Below are 20,640 nucleotides of genomic sequence, written 5' to 3'. Positions count from 1 at the left end.
CATTCTGGGTCCCGGCTCGCGCTACGCGCGTCCGGGACACGAAATCAAGCCGTCGCTGCCTTGAGCAGCCGGTCCGCGGCAGCCCTGGCTTCGGCGGTGATCTCGGCGCCGGCGAGCATCCGCGCGATCTCCTCGCGGCGGTGGTCGGCGGCGAGCGCATTGACGCGGGTGGCGACGCGCTTACCCTTGTCCAGCGCGTCCTTGGAGATCAGCAGATGCTGGTCGGCACGGGCGGCGACCTGCGGGGCGTGCGTCACGGCCATCACCTGGACCTTGCCGGCGAGCCGCGCCAGCCGTCCGCCGATCGCGTCCGCGACCGCGCCGCCGACGCCCGTGTCGATCTCGTCGAACACCAAAGTCGGCGCCGAGCCGCGATCGGACAGCACGACCTTCAGCGCCAGCAGGAAACGCGACAGCTCGCCGCCGGAGGCGACTTTCATCATCGGCCCTGGCTTGGTGCCCGGGTTGGTCTGCACCCAAAACTCGACGCGGTCGAACCCTTGCGGGCCTGGAGCTGCCTCGTCGGTCTGGACCTGGGTCATGAACTTGGCACGTTCGAGCTTGAGCGGCGCAAGCTCGGCATTGACCGCCTTGTTGAGCTTCTCCGCCGATTTCTGCCGCGCCATCGACAGCTTCTTGGCGGCCGCCGCATAGCGCGCATCGGCCTCGATCGCGGCCTGCTCCAGCTTCTTCAGCCGTGAGGCGCCGGCATCGATCAGAACGACATCGGCGGCGTATTTTGCGGCAAGCGCGGCGAGCCCGTCGACCGGAGTCGAATATTTGCGCGAGGCGGCGCGCAACGCGAACAGCCGCTCCTCGATGCGTTCGAGCTCTGAGGGATCGAAATCGGTCGCGGCAAGCGCCGCCTGGAGATGCTGGTCGGCTTCCTCCAGCGCGTTGATCGCGATGTCGATCGCCCTCACCGCCGGCTCGACCAGCGCCGGCGAGTTGACGCCGCGGCGCTCCAGCCGGCGCACAGCCGCCGACAGCGAGGCGACCGGCGAATGGTGGCCGCCGACCGCCTCCTGCGCCTCGCGCAGGTCGGAGGCGATCTTCTCGCCCTGCATCATCGTGGTCCGACGGGAGGCCAGCGAGGTCTCCTCGCCATCCCTGGGCGCGAGCTGCTTCAATTCGTCGGAGGCGTGACGGAGGTAATCGGCTTCGCGCGCAGCGCGCTCCATGCCGGCGCGATGCTCCTCCAGCGCATTGTTGGCGGTGCGGCGGGCGTCCCAGAGCGCCTCGACCGCCGAGACGTCCTTTTCGAGACCGGCGAAGGCATCGAGCAGGCGGCGGTGGGTGGCGGCATCGACCAGCGCGCGCTCGTCGTGCTGGCCGTGGATCTCGACCAGGGCGGCCCCGACCGCCTTCAGCGTCTGCACGCTGATCGCCTGGTCGTTGATGAAGGCGCGGGTGCGGCCGTCGGCGAGCTGGACCCGGCGGAGAATCATCTCGCCGGTATCCTCCAGCCCGTTCTCCGCGAGGATCTTCGCTGCAGGGTGATTCTTGGGGATATCGAATACGGCAGTGACCTGCCCCTGCTCGGCGCCGTGGCGCACGAGGCCGGCATCGCCGCGGCCGCCGAGCGCCAACGCAAAGGCATCGAGCAGGATGGATTTGCCCGCACCGGTCTCGCCGGTCAAAACCGCGAGGCCGGTTGCGAATTCGATATCGAGCCGTTCGATCAGGACGATGTCACGGATCGACAGACGCGCCAGCATGGAATTCTATTTCCTAGCCGAGACCCATTTTCTTGAAGGTCTTGCTAATCCAGGACCCCTGATTCTCGCTCGGTTCGAGACCGCCTGATTTTACAAGATTATAGGCGTCCTTGTACCAGCGACTGTCAGGAAAATTGTGCCCGAGCACGGCGGCAGCCGTCTGGGCCTCGCCGACGATGCCGATCGCCATATAGGCCTCGGTCAGGCGGTACAGCGCCTCCTCGACATGGCGGGTGGTCTGGTACTGCGTCACCACGGCCTTGTAGCGGTTGATCGCCGCCGTGTAGTCGCGCTTCTGCGCGTAGTAACGACCGACGTTCATTTCCTTGCCGGCGAGCTGGTCGCGCGCACCTTCGATCTTGGCCTTGGCCGAGGTCGCATATTCGGAGGTCGGATATTTGCGCACCACCTCTTCCAGCGAGGCGATCGCCTTCTCTGTGCGGGTCTGGTCGCGGCTGATGTCCGGAATCTGGTCGTAATGCGAGGCGGCAATCAGATATTGCGCGTAGGCCGCATCCGGGCTGCCGGGATGCAGCGTGACGTAGCGGGTGGCGGCGCCGATGCAACTGTCATAATCGCCGCCCTGGTAGGACGCGTAGGCCGACATCAACAACGATTTGCGGGCCCAGTCGGAATAAGGATGCTGGCGGTCGACCTCTTCGAACTTCTTGTTCGCCGCCTTCATGTCCTTCTTCTCGTTCATGAGGTACAGGCCCTCATTGTAGATCTTGTCAGCGGGCTCCTCGACGAAGGTGTCGTCCTTGGCGGTGAACTTGTCCCAAAGCGCGCCGGTGCCGCAGCCGGCCAGCGGCAGCGCGAGCACGAAGAGGGCGACAACCTGAAGCAGCCCGCGGACTCGAGACGAGACTTCTCGAGACGGGACTTGAAGATATCCGCGCGTCATACGCTGTGCCGACATGAGTATTGCCCTGACGCCCTGTGGTGCGGTGTCCGCCAGCCCATGAACCCCGTCCTGGGCGCGAAATATAGCCGTGGTGCCTGCCGTGCGACCACGCCGGTGTAACCGAAAAACGATCTTCAACCAACCCGGATAGGCAGGCATTCCGCCCGGATTAAGGCGAACGCGCCGCAATCCTAGCCGATCATCGTTACCAGGAGTTTCCCGGGGAAAGCCGCCGCCAAACGCCTGTGGCGACGGGTCTGTTCAGGACCCGTCTCTCTTTTAGGAAACGTTCGCTTCAGGATCCGTCTCTCTTTTAGGAAACGTCTGGCCCGTAGACCGCGGCGACCCGGCCACCGACGATGCCGCGACCGGTTTCGGCCACCGGACGCGTGGTGCGGCGGGCTGCTTCGCCCTCGACCACCCGCCAGGCGGTGCGGTCGGCGAGCAGCGCGGTCAGGACGGCGTGATTGAGCTTGTGGCCGCCACGAACCGAGCGGTAGGCGCCGAGCAGCGGCAGACCCGCCAGAGCAAGGTCACCAATCACGTCCAGCACCTTGTGGCGGGCGCATTCGTCGGCGTAGCGCAGGCCTTCGGTGTTGAGCAGCCGCTCCTCGTCGAACACGACGGTATTGTCGAAGGAGGCGCCGAGCGCATAGCCGGCGCTCCAGAGCCGCGCAACGTCGCACATCAGACCGAAAGTCCGGGCCCGGCCGACTTCGCGGCGGAAACGCTCCGGGTTGAGGTCGAAGGCGTAGCTCTGCTGGCCGATGACAGGATTCGTGAAGTTAATCTCGACCTCGGCGCGGAACCCGTCGGCATAGGGCCGGATCTCGCCGAAGGAGTCGCCGATCTTGACCGAGATCGGCTTCAAAACCTGAACGAAGCGGCGCTGTGCCGGCTGGGTCACGATGCCGGCCTGGTCGATCGCCGCAACGAAGGCCGCGGCGCTGCCGTCCATGATCGGCACTTCCGGCCCGTCGATCTCGATGATGGCGTTGTCGACGCCCATGCCCCGCAGTGCAGCAAGCACATGCTCGGCGGTGGAAACCAGCGGACCGTCGCGATCACCGAGGACGGTGGCGAAATCGGTCGCGATCACCTGCTCGGCGGTGGCCTGAACTTCGCGGTCGCTTCCCTCAAGCCCGGTGCGGATAAAAACAAAGCCCGCGTCGACAGGCGCGGGTCCAAGCGTGAGCGTGACGGGAAGACCGGAATGAACGCCGACACCCGCCACACTGGCTTGCGCACGAAGCGTTGTTTGCCGGCTAAATTTCATCAGGAACCGCCCCACTACGACCACCGCGACTTATACTGAACCCGACTGAGCGGCTGAGACCGCTCGCTTCCGAATCCGTATCCCCAAGTCACGGCAAACCATAGTCACTGCCTCAAACAGCGCCAACTCACGCTTTTTTACCGATTGTTACCCCAAACCCGCCGTATTCGCGCCAAGGCTTAACCAAATTGGACCGGAGTTCGGGACCGTTTTCGGTAGTTTTACTGAACCATCGAATATGTAATTAATTATTTAAAATCAGTTGCTTGGCTACGCAATCCGGGTATGCACGGGGCAAAAGAAAAGGTCCCGGCAAGCTTCCCGCCGGGACCTTTTTTCGTCTGCCTTATTGTAACAATCCTCAGGTCGCCTGCCGCCGCAGGAAGGCCGGGATATCAAGATGGTCGTCTCCCTGTGGCGCCGGGGCAACAGGCGCAGGACGGCCGTGCATGTCCAGGCCCTGCGGCGCGGGACGACGGGCATACTCGGACACCGGCTCGGCGGAAGCGATTTGTTGCGCCACGGTCTTCTGGGGGCGGCGATCGGGCAACGGCGGCATCGCGGGACCGGCGGTGCGGGCCGCGATCGGCGCTTCGCTCTCTTCGTCACGACGGCCGAGGCCGACATTGGCGAGGCGCTGCAGCAGCGACAGCCGGGTCTTCTGCGGGGTCTCTTCCTCGACCTCGCCGCGGGCCTGGCGAAGCTCGGCCTGGGCGGGCATCGGAAGTTCCTCGATCCGCGGCATCCGCGGTGTGCGGACCGGCGCACGCTCGGCCTGCGGCGGGATGAAGGTTTCCGGCGTCATCGGCTCATGCATGGCCATCGGCGCCTGCTCGGGCTCCGGGAACAGCGTGGGCTTCTGCGCGATCGGCCGCACGGTGACGTCGCCATAGGTCTGCATCGGCGCGGGAGCCTGCGGTACGTCGGCAACGGCGGCGGCGATGGCGGCAAGCGCAGCGCGCTCCACGTTCGGACGCGGAGCCGTGGGAGCGGCGGCAAACTGACCCGTTCCGGCGGCCGGGGTCTGCGCTTCGAACTTCTGGGCGCGCTCGGCCATGCGCTGATTGTCGGCGCGCAGCCGTGCGGTCAGATCGGCAAGACGGCTCTCGGCAGCCGCGGCCGGAGCAGCGGGAGCCTGCTGCGCCTGCGGAGCAGGATTCGCGACGGGAGCGCTGGTCGCCTGGCTGTTGCGCGCGATCGCGGCCTGTTCGATGCCGGTCGCGACGACCGAGACGCGGATCAGGCCGTCGAGGGCTTCGTCGAAGGTGGCGCCGACGATGATGTTGGCGTCCTGGTCGACTTCCTCGCGGATGCGGGTCGCAGCTTCGTCGACCTCGAACAAAGTGAGATCCTTGCCGCCGGTGATGGAGATCAGGAGGCCCTTGGCGCCCTTCATCGAGCTATCGTCGATCAGCGGGTTGGCGATCGCGGCTTCGGCGGCGGTCAGCGCGCGCTTGTCGCCGGAGGCTTCGCCCGTGCCCATCATCGCCTTGCCCATCTCGCGCATGACGGCGCGGACGTCGGCGAAGTCGAGATTGATCAGGCCTTCCTTCACCATGAGGTCGGTGATGCAGGCAACGCCCGAATAGAGCACCTGGTCGGCCATCGCGAAGGCGTCGGCGAAGGTGGTCTTCTCGTTGGCGACCCGGAACAGGTTCTGGTTCGGGATGATCAGCAGCGTATCGACGACCTTGTGCAGCTCGTTGATGCCCGCTTCCGCGGTGCGCATGCGGCGGCCGCCCTCGAAGTGGAAGGGCTTGGTCACGACGCCGACGGTGAGGATGCCCATCTCGCGCGCGATCTTGGCGATCACGGGAGCCGCACCGGTGCCGGTGCCGCCGCCCATGCCGGCGGTGACGAACACCATGTTGGCGCCCGAGAGATGGTCGCGGAGCTCGTCCATCACCTCTTCGGCTGCGGCCGCGCCGACGACCGGCTGCGAACCTGCGCCCAACCCTTGCGTGGCCGCCGTGCCCATCTGCACGATGCGCTGCGCCTTCGACATCGTCAGCGCCTGCGCGTCGGTGTTGGCGACCACGAAGTCGACGCCCTGGAGGCCCGCCGTGATCATATTGTTGACGGCGTTACCACCGGCGCCGCCGACGCCGAACACGGTGATGCGGGGCTTCAGTTCGTGAATATCAGGAACATTGATGCTGATGGTCATGTTTGCCTCTCGATCACGCGCGCGTGGGTTCGCCCCGGCCGGCGGCCGCGGGAGTTGGTGAAAATCGAATATTGCGGGAAGGAGTCATCAGAAGCCCTCGCGTAGCCATCGTCCGACCTTTCCGAAATACCCGCCGGTCCCCGTCCTGACCTGCTGCCGCGTATGCCGCGGTTCGACATGTTCGTGGTGAACATATTGCGGGTAGACGAGCAGTCCGGCCGGCACCGCGAAGGCGGCGTTCTTCGCCTCGTTGGGCAGCCGGCCGAAACCGAGCGGACGTCCGACCCGCACGGGCCGGCCGAGAATCTGCGTTCCGAGCTCAACGAGACCGGTGAGCTGCGAGGCCCCGCCTGAGAGCACGACGCGACCGTTGGGCTCCGAGGCGAAGGGCGAATCCTTCAGCTTGTCCCGAACCATTTCGAAGACTTCCTCGGCACGATGCTTGACGATGTTGGCGATGGTAGCGCGGGAGACGATCTGCGGCAGATCCTGCTCGTCACCGGCTGTCGGTACAGACATCAGCTCACGCGAGTCCGATCCGCCGGTGATGACGGTCCCGTATAACGTCTTGATTCGCTCGGCATCGGCAATGGTCGCGGAGAGTCCGCGCGCCAGATCCATCGTGATGTGTTGCCCGCCGACCGCAAAACCCGCGGCATGCACGAAGCGGCCGCCGGAAAAGACCGCGATCGTGGTGGTGCCCGCGCCCATCTCGACGACGGCAGCGCCGAGGTCGGCCTCGTCGTCGGTCAGCACCGACAAGCCTGCCACATAGGGACTTGCCGCCATGGCTTCGACGTTGATGTGGCAGCGTTCCACCGCCAGCATCAGGTTCCGCGCCACCGTGGCGTCGCAGGTGACGACATTCATGTCGATGCCGAACTGATGCGCGACCATCCCGCGGGGATCGCGGATGCCCTTGACGCCGTCGAGCGTGTAGCCGATCGGCAGCGCGTGCAGCACGGTGCGGCCTTCGCCGGTGGCGTGGCGCATGCCGGTGGAGGTGACCCGGCTGACATCGGCCGGCGTCACGGCGCCGCCGCGGATGTCGGCCGCAGCTTCGACCAGCTGACCGGAGAGCCGGCCGCCGGACACCGACAGCAGCACGGACTCGACCCGCACCTTGGCCATTTTCTCCGCAAGCCCGACGGCCTGTCGCACCGCCTGCTCGCATTCGCCGAGATCGATCACGGCGCCGGCCTTCATGCCGCGGGACTGGATCTGGCTGTAGCCGATCAGCTCCACCGCATGGGTCCGGTCGCGCAGGGCTTCGCTCGGCGCCGACGGCTTCAGCCGCGCGATCATGCAGGCGATTTTGCTGGTGCCGATGTCGAGGCAGGCGACGAGGCCGCCGCGCTTGTGCGGCATCGGGCGTGTCTTCGGTGTCTGGGTGCGATCAAGACCGGTCATGCAGCGTCCCCGGCCTTTTTCTTCTTCTTGTCCTTGAACAAATCGTCGCGCGCCTTGGCGGCGTCCTCGGACAGCTGCACCACCAGCCGATCGGGCAGGCGCAGGTCGACCGCGACGATGTCGCGGGAGAACAGCTTGTCCTCCTTGTCGAGCCTGGACAGCATCGCAAGCGCGTTGCCGACGTCTTGTTCGGGCAGGCGGATGTCCAGGCCGTCCTTAAGCCTCAGGTTCCAGCGCCGCTCCCCGACGAAGATCGCGGCCTTGGTGATGGAATTGACCTGCGGATAGCGCGCCAGCAAAGCGAGGAAATCGCGAGCCTGCGTCTCGGCACCCTTGCCGACCACGAGCGGCAGCGACAGGAAGCGGCGCGAGACATAGGGTTCGAGCACGGCGCCGTCATCGGCGATGACGGAGAGCCGGCCGGCCTCCTGCCACAGTGCGAACGCCTTGCGCTCGGTGAGCTCGATCATGAGCTGGCCGGGATACAGCTTCAGCACGGTCGCATCCGCGATCCAGGGATTGGCCTTGAGCTTGTCGCGCACGGCGTCGGCGTCGAGGAACAGCAGCGAGGATCGGCCGCTGACGCCGCCGATCGCAAGGATCTCGTCCTGGCTGAGCTGCTTGCGGCCGTTGATCACGACGGAGGTGATGCGGAAGCCGGCGGAATTGGCCAGCGCGTTACGGGTGTCGTTGACCGCCGTGATGAAATCCTGGAGATGGCCGCCTTTGACGATACCGAAGCCGCAGCTTCCGATCAGGAGCAGCACCGTCATGCTGATCCCGACCCGGCGCGGCAGATAGCGCTCGACCAGCGCGACCAACCGCGGCGGAGGCTCGCGTTCGATGACGGCTTTGGCCCGGGCTTTGGTTTTAATCTTTTCCTCGGCTGCAGCACGCGCGCCGTGAACTCGTTCCAGACGCTTGTCCTGCACCCATTCGCGCAGAAGCACGACCGCTCCGATAGCGGCCGCCTTCAGGTCAGCTTGGGGCCTCAGCGATCTGAAAAGCGACCGAGTGAGGCTTCCTGCTCCATCCATTGCACGAGCTCGTCAACAGTTTGCCCGCGACATCGCGCGGGTCCTGGCGAACATGACGTCTCGGACTTGCCGGGCCGGGTGCTGGTCTTCAGCAGAAGAAAACCTCTCCCCTTCAGAGCGTTCGCCGGAGGTGACAACACCCGCAACGGTCCACGCGCCGGCAGCCAAAGCGTCATATACGCCGCCAGCGTTAACCTTCGGACGTCCTGGTAAACAAAAGGTAAAGTTCGTTAACGACGTGAGCTTTTTGCCCAGGCCTGTGAGGCATTTATGCCGCAATATCCGGCATTTTACCGGTTTTGGGTTCCAAAACCGGCCGTTTCGCCGGTTCGGCCGTTAACCAGTCCTAATTATTTTCGCACACCGGCCACAGCGAGCTCGACCAGGCCGCGCAGGAAGTCGACGAACGCGATGCCCTCGGCCTTCAGCGCCTTGGGGTAGAGCGAGGACTTGGTCAGCCCGGGCAGCGTGTTGGTTTCGAGATAGATCAGCCCCTTGTCCGAGACGATGAAATCCGAACGGGAATAGCCGGTACACGACATCGCCCGGTGCGCCAGCATCGCCTGCTGCTTCAGTGCGGCGGTGATTTCGGGTGCGAAGCGGCCGGGACAGATCTCCTGGGTCGACTTCAAAAGATATTTCGCCGCGTAGTCGAAACTGCCCTCGCCCGGAATGATCTCGATCGGCGGCAGCGACATGATCGTGCCGTCCGGCCGCTCCAGCACGCCGCAGGTCGCCTCGACGCCGGCGATGTAAGGTTCGATCACGTACTCTTCGTGCTTCGCGGCATTGCGGACGGCGACGAGATCCTGCCTGGCGTTGACGAAGATCAGGCCGTAGCTCGAGCCATCCCTCGCAGGCTTTGCGATCAGCCGGCCGTACTCGGCGAAGGCCTCGTCGATCTGGTCCAGCGCAATGTTGGCCGGCGGCGTCACGCCGCTAAGCGTGGCGAAATGCTTGGCCGCGAACTTGTCGAACGCGAGATGCGAGGAGGCCGAGCCCGAACCGGTGAAAGGCACGCCGCGCGCTTCGCACATCACCTGCAATTCGCCGTTCTCGGCACGCCCGCCATGCAGGCTGAGCACCAGCACGCGGTTCTCCGCCCTGGCCTGGTCGAGCGCCTGCTCCAGCGGAATGCCTGACGTGCCCGGCTTGAACTCGTCCTCGAACGGACGGGTATGTTCGAGCAGCTGTCTGGACTGCACGACATGCACCTTGTCCTCAACGTCCCACCACCAGAGATCGGCCTCGGGCAGCGCCTGATGCAGCGCCTGGGCTGACGCGACGGAAACCAGACGTTCGCGGTTGGAGCCGCCGAAGAGGATGGTGATGCGCATGTTCTTTGGTCCGTCACCTGTCTGTGTTCGTCATTCCGGGGGCGATGCGAAGCATCGAACCCGGAATCTCGAGATTCCGGGCTCTCGCTTCGCGAGCCCCGGAATGACACTCACGCGGGAATTCCGATCCGCTTGATTTCCCAGTGTAGCTCAATTCCGGAATTTGCCTTCACCCGTTCACGCACGGTCTCGCCCAACGTCTCGATGTCGTGCGCGGTGGCGTCACCCGTGTTGATCAGGAAATTGCAATGCATCTCGGAGACCTCGGCACCGCCGACGCGCAGGCCGCGGCAGCCGGCAGCATCGACCAGCTTCCAGGCGGAATGGCCGGGCGGATTCTTGAAGGTCGAGCCGCCGGTCTTTTCGCGGATCGGCTGCGCGGTCTCGCGATGGGTTTGCACTTCCGCCATGCGTGCGCGGATCGCGTCGGCATCCCTGATCTCGCCGCGGAAACGCGCGGAGGTGAAGATGATGGAGGGATCGACGCCGCTGTTGCGGTAGACGAACTTCATGTCGGCATTGGAGAAGACGTGCTTGGTGCCGTCGCGCCCGACGCCTCGCGCCTCGATCAACACGTCCCTGGTCTCGCCGCCATTAGCGCCCGCGTTCATGCGCAACGCGCCGCCGATCGTGCCGGGAATGCCGAAGTAGAATTCGAGCCCACCGATGTTGGCCGACGCGGCGACTTCCGCCACGCGCTTGTCGAGCGCGGCCGCGCCCGCAGTGACGACATCGCCGCCCGCGCTCGCCTCGCCGAAGGCACGCGGCGCCAGCCGGATCACCACGCCCGCAATGCCGCCGTCGCGCACGATCAGGTTGGAGCCGACGCCGACGACGTAGACGGGAATGTCCCTTGCGAGATGCGCGAGGAAGTAGGCGAGGTCGTCCTCGTCCGCCGGCGTGAACAGCACCTGCGCCGGACCGCCGACGCGAAACCAGGTGAGCTCGGCGAGCGACTGGTTCGCCAGCAGCCGGCCGCGAAGATCGGGCATCGTGGCTTTGAGGTCGGGTGTGATGTCGGGGAAGCTCACTGCCCTACCCCAGCGCCTTCAATTCGCCGGGCAGCGCATATGCCCATTGCGTGATGTTGCCGGCTCCTAAGCACACGACGAGATCGCCGGACTTCGCCACGCCCTTGACGATGCCGGCGAGATCGGACGCTGCCGGCAGCGGGATCACCTCGCGGTGGCCGTGGGCACGCAGGCCCGCGGCGAAATGGTCGCGATCGATGCCCTCGATCGGCGTCTCGCCTGCGGCATAGACCTCGGCGACGATCACCACATCCGCGTCGTTGAAACAGGTGCAGAATTCCTCGAACAGCGACTGCAGGCGGGTATAGCGATGCGGCTGCACGACGGCGACGATCTTGCCGTTGGTGGATTCCCGCGCCGCCTTCAGCACCGCCGCGATCTCGACCGGATGATGGCCGTAATCGTCGATGACGGTGACGCCGTTCCATTCTCCGGTCTTGGTGAAGCGGCGCTTGACGCCGCCGAAGCCGGCGATCGCCTTGCGGATTGCCTCGTCCGACACGCCGAGCTCGCGCGCGACCGCAATCGCGGCCGTCGCGTTGGAGGCGTTGTGGCGTCCCGGCATCGGCAGCATGAGATCGGAGATCTCGTGCACGGCGCCCGTCTTGCGATCGCGGAAGGCAACCTTGAACTTCGATCCGCCGCCCATCGGGGTGAGGTCGACGAAGCGCACATCGGCCTGCGGATTCTCGCCATAGCTGATGATGCGCCGATCCTCGATCTTGCCGACGAGAGTCTGCACCACGGGATGATCGATGCACATCACGGCAAAGCCGTAGAATGGCAGGTTCTCGACGAAATGGCGGAATGCGTCCTGCACCGCCTCGAAGGTCTTGAAGTGATCGAGATGCTCGGGATCGACATTGGTGACGATCGCGACCTCGGTCGGCAGCTTCAGGAACGTGCCGTCGCTCTCGTCGGCTTCGACTACCATCCAGTCGCCCGCACCGAGACGTGCGTTGGAGCCGTAGGCGTTGATGATGCCCCCGTTGATCACGGTGGGATCGAGGCCGCCGGCGTCGAGCAGCGTCGCGACCATCGTGGTCGTGGTGGTCTTGCCGTGGGTGCCGGCGATGGCAACGCAGCTCTTCAGCCGCATCAGCTCGGCCAGCATCTCGGCGCGGCGCACCACAGGGATACGCCGTTCGCGCGCCGCGGTCAGTTCCGGATTGTCGCGCTTGATCGCGGTGGAGACCACGACGACCTCGGCGCCGTCGACGTTCTCCGCCTTGTGGCCGACCGAGACCCTCGCGCCGTTCTTGCGCAGGCGGTCAAGATTGTAATTGTCGGAGGCGTCGGACCCCTGCACGGAATAGCCGAGATTGAGCAGCACTTCGGCGATGCCGCTCATGCCGATCCCGCCGATCCCGACGAAGTGGATGGGTCCGATCTCGCGCGGCAGTCTCATGCTCTATTCCCTGACCTCGCCGCCGGAGAAGGCGGCATCTGGCGAAGGTCACGGCAAATCAGCCGCGCGCCTTTCCTACTGGATGCCCCGCTTTAGAAGGCGAAGACAAGGGCTTTTTCGCGTCAGATTCCCGCGATTTTGGCCACCAGATCGGCCAGCCGCTCAGCCGCATCGAGCCGGCCGGCGCCGCGGGCGGCCTGCGCCATGGTGGCAAGGCGCGCGGGCTCGGCGGCGAAGGCGGAGATCTCGGCGGCGAGGCGATCGGAGGAAAACTCGGTCTGCGGAATGCGGATCGCACCGTCGACTTTGGCCAGCACGCCGGCATTGGCGAACTGGTCCTGGTCGATCGCGCCCGGTAGCGGCACCAGGATCGAGGGCCGCCCGATCGCGGCGAGTTCGGCCACGGTGCCCGCGCCTGAGCGCGACACCACCAGATGGTTGGAGGCCAGCCGTGCCGGTAGATCGGTGAAAAACGGCGCAAGCTCGGCCTTGATCTTCAGCCTGTCGTAGACCGCACGCACGCGCGCCATGTCCTCGTCACGCACCTGCTGGGTGAGGACGAGCCGGCCCCACAGTGCGGGCTCGAGGCGCTCGATCGCGCCCGGAACGATGTCGGCCATGATGCGCGCGCCCTGGCTGCCCCCAACGACGAGCAGCCGCAGCGGGCCGTTCACTTCAGGCGCAGCGTATGGCACGCCAGCTGCGGCGAGAATCGCCGGACGCATCGGCGTGCCGACCGTCGTGGTCTTGCCTGATAGCGCCGGATCGCGATCGAGCACGCCAGGCAATGAAGTGGCGATGGCGCGGACGCGGCTCGACAGGAACCGGTTGGCGCGGCCGAGCACCGCATTGGCGTCATGGATGATGCCGGGCACGCCCGCGAATTTTGCCGCGACCAGCGGCGGCAGCGTCGGATAGCCACCGAAGCCGACGACAGCGACCGGCTTCAATCGCTTGATCAAGCTGTAGGCGGACAGCGTGCCGGCCGCGAGCGTCAGGCCGGCATAGGCGAGCTGCAGCGGATTGCGTCCACGCGCAGTCTCGCTCGAGACGACGTCGATCATGTCCTTGGTGAACAGCCCACTGTAGCGCAGCGCGCGCTCGTCGGTGACGAGGCGGACACGGAATCCGCGCCGGATCAGCTCGACGCCGAGCGCCTCGGCCGGAAACAGATGGCCGCCGGTGCCGCCCGCGGCGAGAAGAATCAGGGGGGAGGTGTCCATGGAGAGGAGTTTTACAGGGACTTTCCCGCCATTGCGAGCCGGTGCTCGTGCCCCGGGCGCAGCGCAGCGCGCCGCCCTTCGCGGCGTGGTGCGCTGCTGAACCGGGGCCCATGGCTGCGGCATTCTGGGTCCCGGATCTGCGCTTCGCTTGTCAGGGACACGAGAGCAATCACGCGTAGCTGCGCATCGCCTCGGCGTGGCCGCTTGCCTCGACCTCGGTGCGCGGGCGCAGCCGCGTCAGCGCCAGCATCATGCCGACACCATAGGCCAGCGACACGATCGAGGAGCCGCCATAGGAGATGAAGGGCAGCGTCATGCCCTTGGCGGGGATGAGCTGGAGATTGACCGACATGTTGATCGCGGCCTGCACGCCGAACAGGATCGCAAGCCCCGAGGCCGCGAAGCGCGAGAACATGTCTTCGTTGGCATAGGCGCGCGACAGCGTGCGGATGACGACGAAAGCAAACAGTGCCAGCATTGCGAGGCACAGGATGATGCCGAACTCTTCGGCGGCAACCGCGAACACGAAGTCGGTGTGGCTGTCCGGCAGGCTGCGCTTGGCGATGCCCTCGCCCGGCCCGAGCCCGAACCAGCCGCCGTTGTAGAAGGCTTCCATCGCGGTATCGACCTGGAAGGTGTCGCCCGAGGCCGGATTCATGAAGCGCTTGATGCGGCCGGCGACGTGAGGAACAAAAAGGTAGGCGCTGAACAGTCCGGCGGCGCCGAGGCCGGCGAGCCCGAACACCCAGATCATCCGCATGCCCGCGATGAAGAACAGCGAGCCCCACACCATCAAGATCAGCATGGTCTGGCCGAAATCCGGTTCCATCACCAGAAGCGAAACCAGCATCAAGAGCAGCACCAGCGCCATCGAGGTTGCCGGCATTTCTGGCCGCCTGGTGGATTCCGCGAACAGCCAGGCGGCCATGACGACGAACGACGGTTTTGCGATTTCGGAGGCCTGGATGTTGAGGCCAAGCAGCGTGATCCAGCGCCGCGAGCCCTTTACTTCGGGGCCGATCGCGAGCGTCAGCACGATCAGGACGATGCTGACCGCGAAGATGATCAGCGCGCTGCGGCGGATCGCGCGCGGCGACAGGAAGGAGACCCCGAGCAGCACGATGCAGGACGGCACCAGGAACAGCACGTGGCGGCTGAAGAAGTGGAAGGGATCGAGCCCGATGCGGGTCGCAACGGGCGGGCTCGCCGCCAGCGACAGGATCACACCGGTCAGCATCAGCGCCAGGATGGCCCCCATCAGCGGCTTGTCGACGGTCCACCACCACTCGGAAAAGGGGGTGCGTTCTTCACGGGAGAGCATGGCGGCCGCTTTCGGACAGAGGTCGGTCCATTGGTCGCCGAGGTTGGTTACCGCAGGGTTAAGGAAACGCGGATGACTGGAGATGATCTCAGCCGTCGCCGCAAAACACCTGTCATGCCCCGGCTTGACCGGGGCATCCAGTACGCCGCAGCCCCTCGGCTCAAGCGCCGCCTCTGGAATACTGGGTCGCCCGGTCAAGCCGGACGACGACAGCGGAGCAAGAACCAGCAGCGCGCCTCACACCACCGGCTTCACACCCGGCAGCGCCTGCGCCAGATCGCGGAACCTGGTGCCGCGGATCTCGAAATTGCGGTACTGGTCGAAGGAGGCGCAGGCGGGCGACAGCAGAACGACCGAGTCGGTGATGCCTGACGCCTCCGCGTCGCGTGCGGCTTGCTCGACGGCGACGTCGAGCGTCTGGCTGATCTCGTGCGGCACCTGCGTGCCGAGCGTGCCGGAAAATTCCTGCGCGGCCTCGCCGATCAGATAGGCTTTTCGGATGCGCGGGAAGTAGCCGGTGAGGCCAGTGATTCCGCCGGCCTTCGGCTTGCCGCCCGCGATCCAGAAGATGTCCGAAAAGGACGACAGCGCGTGCGCGGTGGCGTCTGCATTGGTGCCCTTGGAGTCGTTGACGAACAGCACGTTGCCGCGGCGGCCGACCTGCTCCATGCGATGTGCAAGGCCGGGAAAGCTGCGCAGGCCGCTTTGCAAGACATCGAGGCCGATGCCCATCGCGAGCGCGGCAGCGGCCGCGCACGCCGCGTTCTGTGCATTGTGCAGGCCGCGCAGAGAACCGATGCCGCCGAGCTTGGCGACTTCGCTGCGGGCACCGCCCGAATTGCGCATGATAGTGCCATGCTCGACATGGATGCCGCTGGCCAGCGGATTCCTGACCGAGATGCGCACCACGTTCTTGCCGGCGCGATCGAGCCGGTCGGCGATATCGCGGCAAAAACCGTCGTCGACGCCGACGATCGCGGTGCCGCCGGCCTGCACACCGGCAACGAGGCGTTCCTTCACCGCAGCGTAATGCGCGATGGTGCCGTGGCGATCGATGTGATCCTCGCTGACATTGAGCAGAATGCCGACGGAGGGATCGAGCGAGGGCGTGAGGTCGATCTGGTAGGACGACATCTCGATGACGTGGACGCGGCCCATGCGCGGCGGCTCCAGCGACAGGATCGCGGTGCCGATATTGCCGCCCATCTGGGTGTCGTAGCCGGCGACTTTCGTCAGGTGCGCGATCAGCGCTGTCGTGGTCGATTTGCCATTGGTGCCGGTGATGGCGACGAACGGCGCATCCGGTGCGTGGCGGCGCCGTTCGCGGCAGAACAGCTCGATGTCGCCGATCACCTCGATAGCGGCCTCGCGCGCCTTCAGCACGCTCCAATGCGGCACAGGGTGGGTCAGGGGCACGCCGGGCGCGAGCACCAGCGCGGCGAAATTCGCCCAGGAGACGTTGCGTAGATCAGCCGTGATGAAGCCCGCTTGCGCGGCCTTGGCGACGTTGTCGGCATTGTCGTCGGCGGCGATCACCTCGGCGCCGCCCGCCTTCAACGCGTGACAGGAGGCGAGCCCCGAACCGCCGAGGCCGAACACCGCGACCGTCTTGCCGGCAAAGGACGTGACCGGGATCATCGGCCGGTCACCGCAGCTTCAGCGTCGACAAGCCGGCGAGCGCCAGCATCACCGAGATGATCCAGAAACGGATCACGATCTGCGGCTCGGTCCAGCCGAGCTGCTCGAAATGGTGATGAATCGGCGCCATCCGGAAGATGCGCTTTCCCGTCATCTTGAACGACACCACCTGCACGATGACGGAGACCGCCTCCAGCACGAACAGGCCACCGATCACCGCGAGCACGATCTCGTGCTTCACCGCCACCGCGATCGCGCCCAGCATGCCGCCGAGCGCGAGCGAGCCGGTATCGCCCATGAAGATCGAGGCCGGCGGCGCGTTGAACCAGAGGAAGCCGAGGCCCGCGCCCAGCAGCGCGCCGCAGAGCACGGCGAGCTCGCCGGTGCCCGCGACATATTTGATCTGGAGATAGTCGGCGAACACCGCGTTGCCGGCGAGATAGGCGATCATCGCAAAGCTCGCCGTCGCGATCATCACGGGCACAATGGCAAGGCCGTCGAGACCGTCGGTCAGGTTCACCGCGTTGCCGGCGCCGACGATGACGAAGGCACCGAACACGACGAAGAACCAGCCGAAATGCAGCACGGTGTCCTTCAGGAACGGAATCGTCAGCGCGGTCGACGCGGGATCGCGGTTCAGCCGTACCAGCGCGTAGCAGGCAACCAGCGCGATCGCCGCCTCGATCAGCAGGCGAAGCTTGCTGCCGAAGCCGGTCGTGGTCTGCTTGGTCACCTTGAGATAATCGTCATAGAAGCCGACGAAGCCGAAACCGAGCGTCACCGCCAGTACGATCCAGACGTAAGGGTTGAGCGGATTGGCCCACAGCACCGTGCCGACCGTGAGGCCGGACAGGATCATCAGCCCGCCCATGGTGGGCGTGCCTTTCTTGGCGAGATGCGATTGCGGACCATCGGCCCGGATCGGCTGCCCCTTGCCCTGCCGGATCCGCAGATGGTCGATGATCCAGGGGCCGAACAGGAACACGAACAGCGCGCCGGTGACAACGGCTCCGCCGGTGCGGAAGGTGATGTAGCGGAAGACGTTCAGGAAGGTGCGAACGGCACCGAAGCCCGGAAATGTGTTGGAGAGCTCGATCAGCCAGTAAAACATTCAGACGGTCCTATGGCGCCTTTGCACGCGCCTTGATCTTGGCCTCATCAACCTGCCTCACGCGCATTCGCTGGTCTTCATCCTGGGGTCGGGCGACCTCTAAAGAAAACCGGACGGCTTCGCGCCGGAAAGAGTGGGATTCGGGAACAGCGCCTTCCAAGCAGTTTACGCCCTTGCCTGCAAGGCGGCCACTAGGCCCGGCACAAACTTGTTGACCCAGAACATCTTCTTGCTGCCCTTGACAACCACGACATCGCCTGCCCTCAGCAGATTTGCGACCTCGCCCGGCTTCAGCGTGACGGGGTCGTCGTGCCAGCCGAGACCCTTGCCTGCTGGAAGCACCTCGAACAGGTGACGCATCAGGGGTCCGACGCAATAGACGCCGTCGATGCCGTCGAGATGCTTGGCGAGGCCGGTGTGATAGCCGGGCGCGCCATCGCCCAGCTCCAGCATGTCGCCGAGTACCGCAATGCGGCGGCCGCCGGTCGTGTTGCGCGCTTGAAGGCTTTGCAGCGCGGCAGCCACGCTGGCCGGATTGCCGTTGAAGCTGTCGTCGATCACGGTGATACCGCCGACCGCCTGCTCGACGCCACGGCCGGTCATGATGCCGACCCGGTCGAGCTTGATCGCAAGCGTCGCCGCATCGAGGTTCGCCGCACGGATCGATGCGAGCGCGGCGAGCGCATTCTGCACGCGGTGCGGCGCGCCCGGCGTCAGGCTGAACGCGATCTCCTTCTTGCCGAGCGCGGCCACGACCTGCCAGCTGTCGCCATGCGGCGCGTGCGCGACCTCGTGCACCTCGGCTTTGTCGCCGAAGCGTATGACCTTGCCCTTCCAGTCCGGCGCCTTGATCCCGGCGGGCAGCACCAGCACGCCTTCCGCGGGCAGACCGAGTGCAATCGACACCTTCTCGCGACGGATGGCTTCGAGCGAGCCGAGCTTCTCCAGATGCACCGGCTGGACGTTGACGACGAGCGCGACTGTCGGCCGCGTCAGTTCGCTGAGCCGCGCGATTTCGCCGGCCTGGTTCATGCCCATCTCGACGACCCAGAGACTGGCATCGGGCCGCGCATTGCATAGCGTCAGCGGCACGCCCCAGAAATTGTTGAAGCTCGACGGGCTGGCATAGGCATTGGGGTAGGCCGCGAGGAATTCCTTGGTGCTGGTCTTGCCTGCGCTGCCGGTGAGCCCGATCACCGGTCCGTTGAAGCGCGCACGTGCCGCGCGGGCAAGACCCCAGAGGCCGTCGATCAGCGTGTCCTTGACGACGATCTGGGGAACGCGGACGCCCGCGATCTCGTGCGGCACGATCATCGCGACTGCGCCGGAAGTTTCCGCCTTTTCCGCGAACTCCCAGCCGTCACGCGCGCTGGCGAAGGCTGAGATGAAGCCGCCGCTCGGCGTGCCGCTCAGCGCGACGAACAGGCTGCCCGGTTTCACCAGCCGGCTGTCCTGGGTGACGAAGTCGATCGGCGTGTCCGGGAACGATCCGGCGGCGCCCAGCGCGCGCGCCACTTCGGCCACCGTCCATATGGGCGCGCTCATGCAATCCTCGACGCTAGTGCGGCGGCGACCGCCTCGTGATCACTGAAGGGCAAAACCTCTCCGCCGACGATCTGCCCGGTCTCGTGGCCCTTGCCGGCGATGAGCAGCGCATCGCCATCTTCCAATTCCTCGATCGCGGTACGGATCGCCGCGGCCCGGTCGCCGATTTCGCGAGCGCCCTTGGCGGCGGCGAGGATTTCGGCGCGGATCGATTCCGGCTCCTCGCTGCGCGGATTGTCGTCGGTGATGATGATGCCGTCGGCGTTGCCGGCTGCGATTTCGCCCATGATCGGACGCTTGCCGGCATCGCGGTCGCCGCCGGCACCGAACACGACGACCAACCTGCGCTTCGCGTAGGGACGCAGCGCCTGCAGCGCCTTCGCCAGCGCATCGGGCTTGTGCGCGTAGTCGACGAAGATCGGCGCGCCGTTGCGCTCGCCGACGCGCTCGAGCCGCCCCTTGGCGCCTTCGAGACCTTCGAGGCTCGCAAACACATTTGCGGCGTCGCTGCCGGTGCCGATGGCGAGACCGGCCGACACCAGCGCATTCTCGATCTGGAATTCGCCGACCAGCGGCAGCCGGATCGCATATTGCTTGCCGCGATGTTCGAGCGCGAGCACTTGCGAAAACCCTTCGACCTCCGCACCGGCGAGACGAATGCCCTCGCCTGCCCCGTCGCCCTTGCGACCGACCGCCATCACGCGCAAGCCGCGCGACTTTGCGGCGTCGATTGCCTCCGCCGAGCAATCATGATCGGCCGAGATCACGGCCGCGCCCCCCGGCGGGACAAGTTCGCGGAACAGCCTGAGCTTGGCCGCGAGATAATGCGCGACGGTCGGATGGTAATCCATGTGGTCGCGCGAGAGATTTGTGAAGCCGCCGGCGGACACGCGCACGCCGTCAAGGCGATATTGGTCGAGCCCGTGCGAAGAGGCCTCGAACGCGAGATGCGTGACGCCCTCGCGCGCGATCTCGTCCAACTGCCGGTGCAGCGCGATCGGGTCGGGCGTCGTCAGCGCGCCGTAGACTGTACGTTTGGGCGAGACCAGGCCGATGGTTCCGATGCTGGCGGAGGCGTGCCCGAGCCGCTCCCAGATCTGCCGGGTGAATGCGGCGACCGAGGTCTTGCCGCTGGTGCCGGTCACCGCCGCAATGGTGGCGGGTTGCGCCGGAAAAAATCTTGCCGCGGCCAGCGCCAGCGCGCGGCGCGGATTGGCGACTGTGATGAACGGCACCTTGCAGCCATCAGGCGCATGGTCGCCGACAACCGCTACCGCGCCTGCGGCAATCGCGGCATCGACGAAGCGCGCGCCGTCAGTCTTGCTGCCCGCAAGTGCGAAGAAGAGATCGCCCGCCTTGACCGCGCGGCTGTCGAGGGCAACGCCGGTCACGTCGAGCGCCGCGACCGCGGGCTCGATTGCGGCGTCATTGCCCTGAACGTCCTGATCGAGGAGGTCGCGCAGCTTCATGGTCTTCCAGTCGACATGTCGGACCGGATCGCCGAATCTCCAGGG

15 protein-coding genes are annotated in these 20,640 nt (G+C 65.8%); all 15 read right to left on the bottom strand.

All coding sequences use genetic code 11. The features are described 5' to 3' along the window. Window positions 1-44: 44 nt before the first annotated feature. The 15 genes from recN to ABIB90_RS16160 all read right to left on the bottom strand — a co-directional run bounded on the left by recN (window position 45) and on the right by ABIB90_RS16160 (window position 20,595). Window positions 45-1,718 carry a DNA repair protein RecN gene (recN, locus tag ABIB90_RS16230; protein WP_354172754.1) on the bottom strand — a complete coding sequence of 558 codons (1,674 nt, stop codon included), beginning with the start codon at window positions 1,716-1,718 and terminating at the stop codon, window positions 45-47. A gap of 13 nt (window positions 1,719-1,731) precedes the next feature. After that, on the bottom strand, window positions 1,732-2,637 hold the full coding sequence (locus ABIB90_RS16225) for an outer membrane protein assembly factor BamD (protein WP_354172752.1): 906 nt from the start codon (window positions 2,635-2,637) through the stop codon (window positions 1,732-1,734). A 298-nt stretch (window positions 2,638-2,935) separates the two neighbouring features. Then, window positions 2,936-3,898 (bottom strand): UDP-3-O-acyl-N-acetylglucosamine deacetylase, encoded by a 963-nt coding sequence (gene lpxC, locus ABIB90_RS16220; protein WP_007600866.1) that lies wholly within the window; start codon window positions 3,896-3,898, stop codon window positions 2,936-2,938. Between the two features lie 361 nt (window positions 3,899-4,259). Beyond that, window positions 4,260-6,065 (bottom strand): cell division protein FtsZ, encoded by a 1,806-nt coding sequence (gene ftsZ, locus ABIB90_RS16215; RefSeq protein ID WP_007600865.1) that lies wholly within the window; start codon window positions 6,063-6,065, stop codon window positions 4,260-4,262. An 87-nt stretch (window positions 6,066-6,152) separates the two neighbouring features. Then, entirely contained in the window at window positions 6,153-7,475 is a 1,323-nt protein-coding gene (ftsA, locus tag ABIB90_RS16210) for a cell division protein FtsA (RefSeq protein WP_007600863.1), read from the bottom strand. Further along, window positions 7,472-8,512 (bottom strand): cell division protein FtsQ/DivIB, encoded by a 1,041-nt coding sequence (locus ABIB90_RS16205; RefSeq protein ID WP_219683429.1) that lies wholly within the window; start codon window positions 8,510-8,512, stop codon window positions 7,472-7,474. The genes ftsA and ABIB90_RS16205 overlap by 4 nt, the downstream gene beginning before the upstream one ends. Window positions 8,513-8,862: 350 nt before the next feature. After that, complete coding sequence (locus ABIB90_RS16200) at window positions 8,863-9,849, bottom strand: D-alanine--D-alanine ligase family protein (RefSeq protein ID WP_354201123.1); 987 nt, start codon at window positions 9,847-9,849, stop codon at window positions 8,863-8,865. Window positions 9,850-9,959: 110 nt separating this feature from the next. After that, the gene (gene murB, locus ABIB90_RS16195) at window positions 9,960-10,880 is read right to left on the bottom strand and encodes a UDP-N-acetylmuramate dehydrogenase (RefSeq protein ID WP_354201122.1); all 921 of its coding nucleotides are present in this window, start codon (window positions 10,878-10,880) and stop codon (window positions 9,960-9,962) included. A gap of 4 nt (window positions 10,881-10,884) precedes the next feature. After that, the gene (murC, locus tag ABIB90_RS16190) at window positions 10,885-12,288 is read right to left on the bottom strand and encodes a UDP-N-acetylmuramate--L-alanine ligase (protein ID WP_354201121.1); all 1,404 of its coding nucleotides are present in this window, start codon (window positions 12,286-12,288) and stop codon (window positions 10,885-10,887) included. A 122-nt stretch (window positions 12,289-12,410) separates the two neighbouring features. Further along, window positions 12,411-13,511, bottom strand: coding sequence for an undecaprenyldiphospho-muramoylpentapeptide beta-N-acetylglucosaminyltransferase (murG, locus tag ABIB90_RS16185; protein WP_007600853.1), 1,101 nt, complete (start codon window positions 13,509-13,511; stop codon window positions 12,411-12,413). Between the two features lie 169 nt (window positions 13,512-13,680). Then, window positions 13,681-14,832: a putative lipid II flippase FtsW gene (gene ftsW / locus ABIB90_RS16180; RefSeq protein ID WP_018454238.1), complete on the bottom strand. Its 1,152-nt coding sequence runs from the start codon at window positions 14,830-14,832 to the stop codon at window positions 13,681-13,683. Window positions 14,833-15,069: 237 nt separating this feature from the next. Beyond that, window positions 15,070-16,470, bottom strand: coding sequence for a UDP-N-acetylmuramoyl-L-alanine--D-glutamate ligase (gene murD, locus ABIB90_RS16175; RefSeq protein ID WP_354201120.1), 1,401 nt, complete (start codon window positions 16,468-16,470; stop codon window positions 15,070-15,072). 7 nt (window positions 16,471-16,477) lie between these two features. After that, complete coding sequence (gene mraY / locus ABIB90_RS16170; protein ID WP_007600847.1) at window positions 16,478-17,581, bottom strand: phospho-N-acetylmuramoyl-pentapeptide-transferase; 1,104 nt, start codon at window positions 17,579-17,581, stop codon at window positions 16,478-16,480. Window positions 17,582-17,746: 165 nt separating this feature from the next. Then, the gene (locus tag ABIB90_RS16165; protein ID WP_007600846.1) at window positions 17,747-19,126 is read right to left on the bottom strand and encodes a UDP-N-acetylmuramoyl-tripeptide--D-alanyl-D-alanine ligase; all 1,380 of its coding nucleotides are present in this window, start codon (window positions 19,124-19,126) and stop codon (window positions 17,747-17,749) included. Further along, complete coding sequence (locus tag ABIB90_RS16160; protein WP_354201119.1) at window positions 19,123-20,595, bottom strand: UDP-N-acetylmuramoyl-L-alanyl-D-glutamate--2,6-diaminopimelate ligase; 1,473 nt, start codon at window positions 20,593-20,595, stop codon at window positions 19,123-19,125. The genes ABIB90_RS16165 and ABIB90_RS16160 overlap by 4 nt, the downstream gene beginning before the upstream one ends. Window positions 20,596-20,640 lie beyond the last annotated feature (45 nt).

It is taken from the genome of Bradyrhizobium sp. JR4.1 (assembly GCF_040548605.1).
GTDB lineage: Bacteria > Pseudomonadota > Alphaproteobacteria > Rhizobiales > Xanthobacteraceae > Bradyrhizobium > Bradyrhizobium canariense.
The sequence above is the reverse complement of the archived record's forward strand: the minus strand, read 5'-3'. Positions and strand labels throughout refer to the sequence as shown.